Source organism: Butyrivibrio sp. AE2015 (assembly GCF_000420825.1).
GTDB lineage: Bacteria > Bacillota > Clostridia > Lachnospirales > Lachnospiraceae > Butyrivibrio.
Map to the genome: position 1 here is coordinate 1 of NZ_ATVR01000056.1, position 13,772 is coordinate 13,772.

The 13,772-nt window shown below is 39.4% G+C and carries 14 protein-coding genes, 2 pseudogenes and 1 riboswitch; of the genes and pseudogenes, 1 reads left to right on the forward strand and 15 read right to left on the reverse strand.

Annotated elements, in window-relative coordinates; all coding sequences use genetic code 11:
• The 5 genes and pseudogenes from G585_RS19795 to G585_RS0116080 all read right to left on the reverse strand — a co-directional run.
• Positions 1–191: pseudogene (locus G585_RS19795) on the reverse strand (hypothetical protein); the annotation flags it as partial.
• A 240-nt stretch (positions 192–431) separates the two neighbouring features.
• Positions 432–507, reverse strand: a riboswitch (cyclic di-GMP riboswitch).
• 84 nt (positions 508–591) lie between these two features.
• Positions 592–774 (reverse strand): DUF6440 family protein, encoded by a 183-nt coding sequence (locus G585_RS0116065; RefSeq protein ID WP_022776362.1) that lies wholly within the window; start codon positions 772–774, stop codon positions 592–594.
• Positions 775–794: 20 nt separating this feature from the next.
• Positions 795–1,007: a hypothetical protein gene (locus G585_RS0116070; RefSeq protein WP_022776364.1), complete on the reverse strand. Its 213-nt coding sequence runs from the start codon at positions 1,005–1,007 to the stop codon at positions 795–797.
• Positions 1,008–1,137: 130 nt separating this feature from the next.
• Positions 1,138–1,515: pseudogene (locus tag G585_RS18510) on the reverse strand (4Fe-4S binding protein); the annotation flags it as partial.
• Positions 1,502–1,702, reverse strand: coding sequence for a DUF362 domain-containing protein (locus tag G585_RS0116080; RefSeq protein WP_022776365.1), 201 nt, complete (start codon positions 1,700–1,702; stop codon positions 1,502–1,504). The gene G585_RS0116080 and the pseudogene G585_RS18510, both read right to left, overlap by 14 nt.
• A 66-nt stretch (positions 1,703–1,768) precedes the next feature.
• Here G585_RS0116080 and G585_RS0116085 point away from each other — a divergent pair, with 66 nt between their 5' ends.
• A complete protein-coding gene (locus tag G585_RS0116085) occupies positions 1,769–2,170 on the forward strand; it encodes a winged helix-turn-helix transcriptional regulator (protein ID WP_022776367.1) in 402 nt (133 codons plus the stop codon).
• Between the two features lie 96 nt (positions 2,171–2,266).
• Here the strand turns inward: G585_RS0116085 and G585_RS0116090 are convergent, their stop codons facing one another.
• The 10 genes from G585_RS0116090 to crcB form a co-directional block, all read right to left on the reverse strand.
• Positions 2,267–5,338 (reverse strand): glycoside hydrolase family 3 N-terminal domain-containing protein, encoded by a 3,072-nt coding sequence (locus tag G585_RS0116090; protein ID WP_022776368.1) that lies wholly within the window; start codon positions 5,336–5,338, stop codon positions 2,267–2,269.
• 110 nt (positions 5,339–5,448) lie between these two features.
• Positions 5,449–6,747 carry an ATP-binding protein gene (locus tag G585_RS19225; protein WP_022776370.1) on the reverse strand — a complete coding sequence of 433 codons (1,299 nt, stop codon included), beginning with the start codon at positions 6,745–6,747 and terminating at the stop codon, positions 5,449–5,451.
• A complete protein-coding gene (locus G585_RS0116100) occupies positions 6,748–7,461 on the reverse strand; it encodes a LytR/AlgR family response regulator transcription factor (protein WP_022776371.1) in 714 nt (237 codons plus the stop codon).
• A gap of 769 nt (positions 7,462–8,230) precedes the next feature.
• Positions 8,231–8,524 carry a CPBP family intramembrane glutamic endopeptidase gene (locus G585_RS20170; protein ID WP_081644870.1) on the reverse strand — a complete coding sequence of 98 codons (294 nt, stop codon included), beginning with the start codon at positions 8,522–8,524 and terminating at the stop codon, positions 8,231–8,233.
• Between the two features lie 523 nt (positions 8,525–9,047).
• The gene (locus G585_RS0116120) at positions 9,048–10,823 is read right to left on the reverse strand and encodes a methyl-accepting chemotaxis protein (RefSeq protein WP_022776377.1); all 1,776 of its coding nucleotides are present in this window, start codon (positions 10,821–10,823) and stop codon (positions 9,048–9,050) included.
• A 228-nt stretch (positions 10,824–11,051) separates the two neighbouring features.
• Positions 11,052–11,237 carry a type I phosphomannose isomerase catalytic subunit gene (locus tag G585_RS20175; protein WP_442852426.1) on the reverse strand — a complete coding sequence of 62 codons (186 nt, stop codon included), beginning with the start codon at positions 11,235–11,237 and terminating at the stop codon, positions 11,052–11,054.
• Complete coding sequence (locus G585_RS19435; RefSeq protein ID WP_022776380.1) at positions 11,167–11,337, reverse strand: hypothetical protein; 171 nt, start codon at positions 11,335–11,337, stop codon at positions 11,167–11,169. Before G585_RS19435 ends, G585_RS20175 begins: the two co-directional genes overlap by 71 nt.
• A gap of 261 nt (positions 11,338–11,598) precedes the next feature.
• Complete coding sequence (locus tag G585_RS0116135; protein WP_022776381.1) at positions 11,599–12,516, reverse strand: Abi family protein; 918 nt, start codon at positions 12,514–12,516, stop codon at positions 11,599–11,601.
• Between the two features lie 438 nt (positions 12,517–12,954).
• On the reverse strand, positions 12,955–13,332 hold the full coding sequence (gene gloA2, locus G585_RS0116140; protein WP_022767537.1) for an SMU1112c/YaeR family gloxylase I-like metalloprotein: 378 nt from the start codon (positions 13,330–13,332) through the stop codon (positions 12,955–12,957).
• Positions 13,333–13,389: 57 nt separating this feature from the next.
• Positions 13,390–13,758 (reverse strand): fluoride efflux transporter CrcB, encoded by a 369-nt coding sequence (crcB, locus tag G585_RS0116145; RefSeq protein WP_026497041.1) that lies wholly within the window; start codon positions 13,756–13,758, stop codon positions 13,390–13,392.
• Between the last annotated feature and the right edge of the window lie 14 nt (positions 13,759–13,772).

The following is a 13,772-nucleotide window of genomic DNA, read 5'->3' on the forward strand; positions in this document are numbered from 1 at the left end:
AGAAGAACTCCCACAATAGTTTCACTGTCTTTGACACATACAGCTTGCAGCTTGTTCATAAACTTCAATACAGTCTGCTTATGTTCTTCTAAATTCTCTTCTGTTTCGAGCCCGGGGAAATTCCAGCTAACCTTTCGAACAAGCTGCATCCACGAATCGATATATGAACTTTCTCCAAATATTGCTTCCATTTCTTTCATCACTATCAGATTATATTCCGATATAACACGCCAACTTCAGCCCGACAAACGCCGATTTGCTTAATAAGAAAATTCTAACCTTTTCATACATAAAATAAAGCCCACCAATGTAAGCTTCATTATGTATCCTCATTTAATCTGTAAATAGTAACAACGCGCATATATACTGGATTTGAACCACTTTTACTACTTTTAGTGAAAAAAATGGAGCTGATTGCCAGCTCCTATAATGATTGCAGCTGGCTAACTCTTTCGAGTCCCTATAGCTTTGTGCCGCCGGATCGCTCTGGTTTTACCTTTAAATTGATTTTTGCCCGAACGATATTTATTGATAAGAGTGTTTTAAAGGCGGTCCATGGTAATGGTCACCACAGACCGCCTTTGCCGAGTACTATCTATTTTCAACTGGACTGATTACCGGCTTACCATCCCCGTCCAGCATGGGTGTAAGTCCTCCAGCATATCCGCTTGCATGGAACACATAGTTAACACCTGTATCCTGGTCAACCCAGATCTCAGTAACATTAACTGCTCCCTGTGAATAAACCTTTTTAAATCTTTTGTCCATTGTCATTTCCTTGTCCTCTTTCATTTTCAGGCCCTGTCCAGAAGGCTAAAGAGCCCAACTACCAACAGCACCGGCAATGCTATAGCAACAAGTCCTTTAAGCACAAGGCCCACAAGAATAAGTGGAAGGAACACCAATGTGAACATAACTTTGATGATGCTCCAACTTGCTCTGAATGCAAAGCCAATCATTTTTCCAAAAATCCAAAAGAAAAATATGATAAAAAGCAGCGACGGCATGATTCCTCACCTTCCTCTCTCAAATTAAAAACCATTGTCATCTGTTGCTTGATGATGAATTCATTATATTTCTGTCAGAGCAAAGATTACATGATTATATCAGCAAAAAGATGTATGTTATTTTGCTATTTGTGAAAACACTTTTAGATCCAAGCAAAAAAGAATCAGCTCCCGAGAAGACCAGATACGTCTGAAAAATCATGGTTCCAAACATCGTCATAAAAAATGTAAGAAATCCGTATCTAAATCACTTTGAGGAAATCCACTTTGGCGCAGGCTTTCTTCTGGAACATTTCAGATTCCTTCCAAGCACCCAGAAAAGCTGCCCTCTTCCGCACATATGATTGCAGAACCATTTATTCCCATCGGCTATCGCAAAAATCAGCGGAAGTATGAAATCTATCATTCCAAGCCACGCAAACAAAATATTAAAAAATCCAAGGGCAAAATATACTATTGTCCATATCCAAAGATAGTCATACCAGTGTTTCTTCTTATTGGATGCCATCCTGCACCTCCTCTACTCTGATTGAACCGGCAGGACAAGCTTTTTCGCAAATACCACATCCAACATATTTATCGATATCCACTGCTGCATGGCAGCCCCTATAGATGTCTATAGCCTCTCTTGGACACTGCAACGCGCAGACACCACAGGCAACACATCTTTTTACATCATTAACTGCCTTTCTCATAAACAGCGCCTTTCTAATAAATTCATCAAAACTACTTGTTTTTCTCAGCTGATGCTTTAATTATATGTGGTATACTTTTTATATCAAGTACGCAGTTTTTTATCTAGTAAGGAAAAAGATACCCTGAGAAAAAATGAGACAAAAGAGCCTTTATGCGAAGATATCGCAGGAAAAGATTGTGGTTTAAAAAAAGTTATCGATACTGTTGGCGGCAAGTGGAAGATCATGATCCTATGCGTCATCGACAAAAATGAAGTTGTAAGATACGGCGAATTAAGCCGCTCAATTCACGGAATCACCAACACTATGCTAGCCAATTCCTTAAAAGAGCTTGAGGCAGACGGCCTAGTTGAGAGAAAACAGTACGATGAAATGCCTGTAAGGGTTGAATACACTCTTACCGAAAAAACAAAAAGCCTCATCCCAATTTTGCTGGAACTAAAAAAATGGGGCGAGGAAAACCTGTAACCACTGTATAAACTGCATTTTTAACTGCTGCCAAAGCGCATCAAAATACCACCAGCCTGACCGGGACTGGTGGTATTTTTCTATGTTATCTATCAATTAGGTATTGCCTTGTTTTGCGGCCTTTTTCTCAGCTTTTTCCTTAAGTTTTGCGAGCTTTTTAGCTGTAGGCTTGTAAAGCCTGAATATCTTATAAATCTGAAGAACAATCAGCAGCACGCATACAACAGTTACAATTCTCACCAAATGATCAGTAGTTCTTGTGCCGTCCTTGATAACTGTTCCGGGCATGGCGCCATTCATGGCCTTACTGTTGACTACAGTATAAAGAGTATGATGCATTGCTTCTCTTGCGTAATAATATGTTGCAGGATCATTTTTATCAAAGTTATATCTGGCTGCAGAAGGAAGCGATGTAAGTTTCACATCTCCACCCGCTTCAGTCATCTGATAGCCGTCCATGAAGACACCTGTATTAGCATTATCTGTCATAACAAGGCCATCAAAATCCCATTCATTTCGCAGAATTCCGGTAAGCAGACCATAATCTCCTCCGGCCCATGTAGCACCAACTCTGTTAAAAGAGGTCATGACTGCCTGCGAAGCTCTTATCTCTTTAGAAGCATTCTTATAACTTCCATCTTCCTGCTTCTCAACGTAATTAAGAGTCACGTTTCCGGCTTTCATTGTCATTTCAAAAGGAACAAGGTAAATCTCTCTGGCAGCCTGCTCATTTAACCACGTTGCAATACTGTACTGGCCATCCCTGTCTCCACGGTGATTTTCCTGATCATTGAATGCAAAATGTTTAATGTAAGTATACATACCCTTGGAAGCAGCTCCGTATGCTGCATTTGAGCCAACTACGCCTGAAAGGAAGGCGTCTTCTGAATAATACTCACCATTTCTTCCAGAGAAAGGAGTTCTGTGTATATTCATTGAAGGAGCATACCATCCGTCTGCGCCGCCAAGAAGTCCCTCATTACCTATCATCGTTCCAAACTCAAGAGCCAAGGCAGGGTTCCAACATTGTGCCAGTGTCATTGCACTCGGGAACATAGCCCCGGTTCCGCCATAGATAAGACCTGACGCTGTATCCGCATCTATGTTAAATGGCTTCTCTATAGATTTAATATATTCGATTCCATATCCACTTACACCGATGGCATTATAAATTTCCTCAGCTGTAAGTTCATCCAAAAGATCATCCCATAATGGATCATCATAATCGAGGCCTCTGAGGTCGATGAGCTTAAGTCCATTATCAGCACCGTATACAATCTTAGTCTCTGAAAGTGATGCCTTATCTACCGTCGTTCCCGAATCAAAACTGTCAAGCTGTGCTATAAGTTCGTCTGAAGCAGTCTTTGTATACGTATAAGATACTCCGTCACTTCCATTTATCTCATTTCCCCATGTGCTTATCTGAGCACTTGGTACTCCATCATGTGTTGGGAAAGTACCTGTCCAGTCACTTCTTGTAAGATAGGTATTCTCACCTCTTGCATCATCAAGTCTGTTAGTAATATCTACACCTGAGTAGCTGTCTTTTGCATAAGTAACTGTATCTACATCTGCATTATCAGGAGTATACAGGCTTACAAAAGAAATATCTCCACCCTTAGTCACATTCTCTGAAGACAAGCCTGATGTGCTGACAAGAGCTGATGATACATCTTTTGCCGCAAGAATATTGTTTATAGCTGCGTGAGCGTTCTTTGCAGCTGTGATGTAATAATCGCCTGCGTCAAAAATATATGTCTTTGCATTGCTTGAATCATAGGCTTTAAGCTGTGCCTTATCAAATGAAAGCTTTACTGTCTCGTATTCTCCCGGAGCAAGTTCCCCAGTCTTTTCATAAGCCACGAGCTGAACAGACGATTTTTCCACACCATTATCAATGTCATACTGAGTATATGGACTTTGAGCGTAGATCTCTACAACATCCTTACCGGATACAGATCCTGTATTCTTAACGTTTACTGTGATATTACATGTATCATCACTCCAGGAAACATCCATGTTTGACCACTCAAATGTTGTATATGAAAGTCCATATCCAAAAGGATAAACAACCTCAGATGTGTAATCATAATCACTTGCATTTCCCTGTTTTAAAACAACATCCTCATATCTGGTTTCGTAATACTTGTAACCTACGTAGATACCTTCTTCATATGTAACATAATTGTACTTGGTCAGATTCCCGTTTGAGTCTGAATACTGATAGTCACCAAAGTTCATAGCAGAAGGTGAAGAAAGAGGATCTGAAGCAAATGTATCAACAGTCCTTCCTGATGGGTTCACCTGTCCTGTCAAAATGTATGGCAGTGACTCTATTGCTGTAGCTGAGATAACTGCTTTTATGTTAGGAAAATCCTTAATGAAATCAAAATCAAGCGCTGCATTTGAATTGCTGACAAGAATAATCTCATCAAAATTCTCATTCAGATATGACAGAATCTCAAGTTCAGTGCTGTCGGGCTCAAGATATGTCCTTGCCTTATCCTCTTCAGAAGATGCATGGCTGTACATGGATCTTGGCATGTCTCTTCCTTCGCCTGCTACTCTCTTAAGAAAATATACTGGCACAGTTCCTTTTACCGAATCCATTACTGATCCATTTTCAAGAAGTACTGAAAGCGGCACCTCGTTGATACTGAAATCTTCTACATCACCATATGATATTGAGCCGCTGCCAAGTCCATAGTTCTTGGACTGTTCCTTATAAAATTCAAATAATTCTGTATTTAACGCCACTCCTGCATTACTGAAAATGTCTTTAAGACTTCTTCCGCCAGTCATTGAACCATTAGCAGTAACAGTCGCTGAATTAACACTAAAAAAGCTAAAGACTGAATCTGCTGCTTTAGGAAGTGCACTTTCTTCATTACTCAAAAGAATCGTGCCCTCATCAGCAATCCTCTGATGAAGCTCTGCTTCTGCCTCCTTGATTGAATCTTTTGTATAATCCGCTTTGTTATACTCAAGATCAAGTCCCGTAGTATCGACCTTGGAATTGTTCTTCTTCGTATTAATACCACCTATCATACTGTCAGCCATTCTTGCATAGTTTGGTAAAATGCTATTTAACGCAACTATGATCATGGCCAAAAATACTATCAGAATGCTGCGTATGATTGTTCCGACTATTTTTCTTCCTTTACTCATAACCCTCTCCTTTAAAAAATGCGCGTTTTCTGTGCTATGAGATTATCATTTTGCAAATAAAAAAAGCAGGTTTTGTCATATCCTGCTTTTTCTTTGTCAAATCCGGTAATTCAGTTGCCATTTTCTGTAAAAATCAGCCTGAGAAGATATTTGTTATTATCGGTCTTTATTATCATCTGGCCTTTGTATTTTTCAGTGATTGCCTTAATGCTGCCGCTTCCAAAGCCGTGACTTATTTTATCCTCTTTTGATGTCTCCGGAACATCCCCATTCATCTTTATATCCCCTTCATATGGGTTAATAATTTCAACAAGAACAATTCCTTTTTTGTCCTGTATCTGAACAGAAATCCAGCGCCTAGCTGTATCCGCTATCTTCTCGTTTGCTTCAATCGCGTTATCAAGGGCATTCCCCATCAGCGTATAAAGATCTATCTCATCCATAAAAGAAAGCTGTGATCCATCTGCGATACAACTCATCTGAATATGCTTACTATGGCAGATCAGTTTTTTCTCTGTAAGAACTGTATCCAGATACTCATTTCCTGTTCTGACAACTGCATCATACACCGCTATATCATTTTCCATCTCAGATAGAATCCCACGCCGCTTCTCATCATCTTCCATACTAGCCAGCGCACTTATCTGATGTTTCATATCATGATAATGCTGGTTTACGATAGCCATGGCATCTTTTGAAATCTCATATCTTGCCTGAGTATCCTTCCAAATCTGCTCCTTGACCTTAAACTCCGCCCTTTCATTCTCCCTGATAAGCTGCGCACGCTGGTTAGAAAGTATAAAAATGCAGCTCAAGATCGCATAAATGCAATGAAGATAAGTAAATCCAAAAATCCCCGATACCAGACTAAGAAGCCATACAATAAGCAGAATTCCGATAGTTGCCGAAGTAGCAGTAACCGTCTCAACATAAAATCTGCCATTTTTCACCGTTCCCTTGGCAAACCAATAGTAAGCCAAAAGAAATGAACCAATGAGGCACGCCATGTATATAACAGGCTGATCTGCCAGGATTTTACCATTTGAAACATACTCAACTAACGTCCTTATGCAATAAAAGATATGTTCTATGGAATAACTAACTGCAAAAATGTATACAGCCTCATATAACGTTACCTCGGTCCACAAATATATTGAGGCCACAACAAAAAGCCACGAAACTATGAACCATCCGATAATAAAAGCATATCCTGCCATCCCGGTTATGATCTCTGTTTCGGCATAGCCAACATTTTTTGCCGCCAAAATCATAGCATAGTTAAAAATCTGACTTACAGCAATGCAACATATTGCCTTTATAAGTCCATTTTTTCTTTTTCCAATTACTATGCAGAGCCCAATAGTTGGCATCAGCATCTCCAGCAGATATCTGAAATTGAATCCGTCCATCTATATTTCCGCTCCTACATACTGCGCAAATGCAGCCAAAAAATTCTTTTTCTGACTCCTGCTTAGGTAAATATCCTCACCATGAACCCGTACTATGTCTCCATTTATCTGATCAACATATTTAAGATTAACCAGCTGAGACTGGCCCGCTTTTACAAAATTATAGTCCGATAATTCTTCTGCCATTGCGGTAAGAGTGCTTCGCTTGTGCTCCAAAGTACCAAAACTGCAATGAACAAATACATCATGCGCCACTACCTCGATGTAATAAATATCAATGACAGACACTTTCCGCTTCGCACCATCATCAAGAACAATAAGTGTCTTATCTTTCCGAAACTTATCAGATGTTTTCAGCACCCGGTCCATTGTAACGACAAGCTGCTCATATACAACCGGCTTTAATATAAAATCCAAAGCATTAACCTTATAGCCTTCTATCGCATACTGAGCAAGTGCAGTTATGAAGACTATGATCACATCAGGATCTAATTCTCTTATCTTTTTCGCTGTTGTCATACCATCCTGATGTTTCATATGTATATCAAGAAAGATAATATCATAATCCGATGTATAGTCATCCAGTATATCTATACCATCATAAAAGGTTCTTACAATAAAATTATCGTTATGGTCTTTTTCATATCTGCTAAGGTACTCAACAAGACTTGCCTGGTATTCTTTTTCATCCTCTACGATTGCAATCCTAAGCATATTTCTTCCTCGATCCGTAATCGAATCTCACATCATCACTTCTTGTTCAGCCTGTACCCCACAACACCGCCAGACTTATGAATATGAATCCCAGTACCACTGGGGAATTAAAGGTGATTTTAAGTTTTTTCATGTTTTGTTTATCAACCTTATTTTTACATTATTATGATGATATTATCCCAAATCGGAAGAATATACAATTATCAATCGGAGAAAAAATAAGTTTTGTTGGCTATAGCAACTGCCTTCATGCTCTTAGTCGCATTCGAATACTGTCTTGGCCTCAAGAAACTCACTCTGCCCAAAACTTGAAAAGCTGTAGGCTTGACTGTAAAGTTTGGCCCCACACCGGAGGGTCCTCCCTAACACAATGCGCAGCATTTTTTCATATAAAAAGTGCTACGGCTTCATATATTTTATCCCGACATGGGCAAACTAAGAACCCCTTTACTCTCCAAAAACATCAAAGCAAACACCACCAGCCATCCACCTATAATAATTCCCAATATCACCTTTATAGCAATATCCCGCCTTAGATCATAAAATTTCACCTTCCCCAGGCCAATTAGAAGCACCCATATCCCGACAACAACATAGATAAGAGGAAATAACTGAAATAATAAAACTCCGGTTTCTATACATCCCCCAAATACAAAGCATCCCACCAAAATAAACAAAACACCTACAACACGGAGCTTAAATCCCTAACAATTGCCGCTTTTAATTCTTCACGTTCCATTATCGTGGCTCCAACATTTTTCTTTTTATTTTATCTAATACTATCCAATCTCTTTTTAAAGAACTTTGTCCGTGTGATTATCACAAAGAAAAGCACATCAATTACTATTTCAACAAAAATTGGGTTCATCACAAACCTTTGATGCTGCAACTGAGCAGGATAAAAATACAGCGGCAAATGCCACACACCCCAGATAAATCCTATAAAAAGTGACATCTGCACAAGCTTATCTTTATTAAACAAGCGGTCCGTCAAAAATCCTCTCCATCCAAATTCTTCTGAAAAAGAGCCTGAAATAATACCCCAGAATAAAAAATAGTTAATTTACTGTTATGTTCTTTATTTTTTAATTGCATAGTACCCTCCGACCAACAAACTCTGATACCATATTAACCCTTTTTTATCTGGAAATAATCAGCTTATAATGCGAAATAATCATTATTTTTCTTCCACAAGCGATATTTATATAGTAAAAGAGCGCATGATTAACCTCAAAAAATTTTTTAAATTTTTTGGCCATTTCTTTTCCATCATTCGTATAAATAATCAGAACATAAAAAACACAGCAGTCCAAGTAGCTTACGCTTTACAAAAGGCCAGCCGTGTTTGACAGATACCATTTCAGTGAAGGTAGCGATGCTTTACCGTAGCATAGAGATGGACCTGCAGGTCTTATGAGGGAAAAAAGATACTGATGATGGCGATGCTTCATCTAAGGTATCACATAAAAATCCACAGCAAATGTGACGAGTTTTCACAAAAGCCAAGGGATCCAACGAAAAATGGGCTGTCGCACTAAGCAATTAGTGCGACAGCCCCATTTTTATTAAAAAAATATCAAATAGTATTATACGTTTATAAACTTCTTTGTACTGTCGCTAAGTTTGTTCGTAACCTGATTGTTATTATCCATGGCCTCTCCGATTTCTTGAATTTCTCCCACAATCTCCGTAGAGTTGGAAGCTGAAAGGCTGATGGCCTGTGTGGACTCTTCAACGGAATCGGTGATTGTAAGAATTGAGTCTGACATGCTGTGCATTGTGTTATCAAGAGAGTCTGCCTTCTCAGTAAAGCCTTCAAGAATTTCATTCATTATCTCTGCTGTACTCTCGTATTTCTCTCCTGTCTCAACAAAGGCTTCATAATCGGCAATAACAGTATTGTTGATAAAATCTACAACCTCGATGGCATTATTCGAAAGCTCCTGAACAGCCTTTGTCACATTCTCACTTATAGTCTGAATATTTCCGGCTGTCTGTCTGCTGTTATCGGCAAGTGCACTGATCTCCTGCGCAACTACCGCAAAGCCCTTGCCGGCTTCACCTGCTCTTGCAGCCTCAATGCTGGCGTTAAGTGCAAGAAGGTTTGTCTGGGAAGCTATATCGAGGATAACCTTGGTAAGTTCTCCGATCTGATTAACCTGCTCACTTTCCTTTACTGACTCATCAAGGGTCTTGCTGAGCGCCTCAACTCTGGCACCTGTATTCTCCTTCTTCTGCATAGCCTCATTCTTAATGGTATCAGCTTCCTTCTGGATCTCGCCTGCACGCTCTTTTCCTGAAGCAACCTCATCATTGATGCTCTCCACCGCATCTCTTACATCATTGAGCTGCTCCTTAATGTGAGAAGCTGTAGTTGACACATTGTCCATGCTGGCTGAAAGCTCCTCAAGCGCCGCTGATGTGTTGGTGATGTTGTCGTTAGCCAAAGCGATCTGTGAGGTCATCTTGTCTGCGGAATCTGTAAGAATGAGTGTTCCGCTCTTAACATCTTTCATTACGCCCTGCAGGGTTTCAATAAAATCATTTATGCCGTCTCTTATAAATACAAGCTCATTTCCGGTCTTAACATTTACTCTTGCTGTAAGGTCACCCTTTCCGGCGTTGATATCATTTATAATTTCCTGAACAGAGTCGGAAATCTTAACAATAACTTTGGTGATAAGAACAAATGAAACATAGAGGTTCAAAAGAAGGCACACGATAAACACAACCATTCCTGTTACATTCATGACAGTTATCTTACTTTTTGACTGTGCCATATAATTTAAAACATTACCCTGAAGTGCATCCACCGATGCATCAAGGGTTGTCATGCCTGCTTTGACACCTTCCATGTTAGTCACATAATCTCCGGTAAGTATCTCCGAGGCAACACGTACATCGCCGGTTGTCATCATGATATTGAACACTTCATCAACGTTCGCAATAAGAGCCTTTGTCGAAGCATCAAGCTGTGTCGTTGCGTTTGGATTGCCATATATAGTAAACTCATCGCCGATTTCTTTTACAAGAGTGGTCACTTCGCTCTCGTAGGATTTAAGCTCGCTTACGATTCTCTCTTTATCAGCATCAGTGTAATATGACCATAGTCCCATTGCGCTCTGGATCGTTCCTTCAATCCTGGCCAGATCTTCCTTAACTGTTCCCTCTTTATGAACCAGCTCGGTTACTCCGGCAATTATACCCTGAGCACTGTCAGACATGGATGATATTCCATCGTTAACAATGTAGCTTACTATGTTAAATACCAGCAACATCAGAATATTAAAGAACAAAATCTGAACCGGAATGGATTTGAAAAAACTGACCTTATTCTTCTTGTTTTCAGTTGTCCTTGACATAGCGACACTCCTTTCAATATAATAAATATCCACCTATATACATTATACAGATAAACATTGCACTATTCTACGTTTATTTTTTTTAATAAAATTAAATAAAAAATGCATAAAAACACAAAAAAACAGGCAGCCTTACCAGCTACCTGTACAATCTTTGCTTTATTCACGGGACCCAGGTGATAAGGACCTCGGCATTTCCGTCTATTGTAAATTCTCCGCTTCCCGCAGTCACAAACAGCGACTCTCCTTTTTTAGCTCTGATGCATTCTCCCTGACATATAACATCTGCACATACCACATCTCTGTCTTACCGTGCTGGCCTTCGTTGGCCTTGGCATATACTTCATCGGGATGTACCTGGATTGAAAGAGGCTTCCTTGCATCTATGAGCTTTATCAGAATAGGGAAGCTCAGCTAATACATCGCCATCGTATTCTATTCCAAAATCATCCACCAGCTTGTGGTCACCCCAAAGGTAATCCTTACAGGCGGGCTTTAGCTTATAAATACCCATTAACTGCCCTTTCCTTTCTCGTAGATAGTTATTCTATCACAGGTGCGTTGTAAAAAAAATCACACAAAAAAGACCCGGTACATAGTACCGAGTCTTTTGAAATCTGCAATAGCAGATCGATTATCTCTTTGAGAACTTTTTCACTGTCTTAAGTGCCTTGTTTTGGGCATTCCTAGGGCGAGTTGCTGTTTACCTGCTGCGTACGGTAGAAAGCTCAGGGCTGCTGTATGCGGCTGGTGGCAACTCAATATTCTCATAATGTCAAATGGAATACCTTATCACATTTTTCCAATTCTGAGGAAATCCCATTTTCTCGATTATTTCTTCGCTTGGATTATATTTCTTAAAACACTGTGACAATTCTCTCTGAAAATCCCTGAAGTCTTCTCTATCTAGCAGATATTTCAGAATAATAACCTCAGCAAAAACATCGTCTTTTCCCTGTATATATCTGCCATTATTCTGAAATATCTTTAATTTGCTGTGAATAATAGTATCTGAAATACTATCCTTTGTCCTATAGCTATAGAATCGATCTCCATGAGCACATACATTTCTATGCTTTGTCATAACAGATAAGAATGAATGCATCTGATTTCTTGATATATTATGATAATCCATACAAACACGTATAGGTGCTGCAGCCTTCAAATAGTCAAACATATGGGCAAACTGCCCTAATGTAAGGACCTGCACCATAATCCACAGTGGAACATTTTGATGTGCTGTAATGTAATGATTTATGTATACATAGTCCGTTTTTCCCGAAAGATTAAACTGGAAAATCGAAAGCAATTTATTAATACCATTTGCATTCTTTCCATTCACATCATAATTGCTTAACAAGCAATACTCCTTCTGATCCTCACCATGAATATCGCAGAAATGGTATGCCAAAGAAGTCTTTACGCTCTTTTCGGCTATCAGAATATATTTTAAAAAGATGCTCCGAAGATCTCTATCAAACTTATACAAACTGTAGATATCTTCAAAAGCCACATCCTTCTTATAATATCCGGTTGTCTTATCTTTGAAAATATCTTTATATCCGGTGATAAGTGAATAGTAACTAATTTTTCCTAATATCCGTTTGGCACCTTCCCTATCCGGTATATCAAGTTCCTTCTCTTTTTCCAAGAAATCTAGGAGTTCATCGTAAGTCTTAAATGGTTTGTCCATAATATCTCCTAAAATAACGAAAGGCCCCCGCAGGGACCCTCCGGACCGGAGGCTTCACAAGTATCTCCAGTACGTTCACTATAGTAAAGATATCATAAGCAGTGGTTTTAGTCAAACTAGTTTACTTCATTAACCGTTATATTCACCAGATGCGTTACAGTTCAGACACTAGCTTGACGCACAACCCTAACGATTAAAAATCACATATTAAAATTGTCTCAAACCCAGAAAAAATCTTACTTTTTCTGGGTTTTGTGTCAAGCACACATATCATAACTTCGGATTTTATGTTCTATCATTCATCTCGAAAAATCGTGAAGTTGTCGAGTTCTTTCTCTCACATAAGAGCCCTACAAACGCCGATTTGTCGTTCTGCATTGTTTTCCGGGAGAACTTGCTAACACTTCAGCCAGACCAATCTCATTTGTCACAAGTAGTTTACTCATGTATTTCCAAAGGAAGCCCGTCCGGGTCACGGAAAAACGTCATTTTTTCACCCGTGAAAGCATCCCGTCGTATCGGTTCACAAGGGATACCCATAGACTCCAATTCTGCGACGGTCTCATCTACACTATCTACACGGAAAGCAAGATGACGCAATCCGTAAGCTTCGGGAGAAGGACGGAGTGGATGATCCTTCATAATAAAAAGTTCAATTTCGCTGTCATCGAGCTTAAGGTCAATCTTCCAATCATCCCGTTCCGGTCTATAGTTCTCTCGCAGAATTCGAAAGCCAAGCTTATTATGGTAAAAGTTCAGAGCAGTGTCTTTGTCGGAACAAATCACCGCAATATGATGAATGCGATTTAATTTCATAAGGCGCCTCCTGTTTTAACCAGAAAAACCGATTTGCTTATTTCATTATCCTGAAATTCAAAGTTTTATTATCGTCGCAAGTTTCTTTCCGCATAGAATTCCAAATATGCAGCAACAACAACTCAGTGCCACATATAATCCGCCATTCATATATTGTTTCTTCTCAAACAAATTAAAAGCTTCAAGGGAAAATGTAGAGAATGTGGTAAAACCTCCACACACCCCTGTCTTCCAGAAAAGAATGGTATTATCAGATACACTTTCTCGGTTACTGGTAATTCCAACAACGAATCCAATTAGTATGGCACCGAGGATATTTGTAATCAGAGTTAATATCGGAAAATAAGTCTTAACAGGAATCAGACTTATTGCATATCGCGCTACTGCACCCAAGGCACCACCAAGTGCTACAAATAGAAAATTCATATCAACCTCTCTAT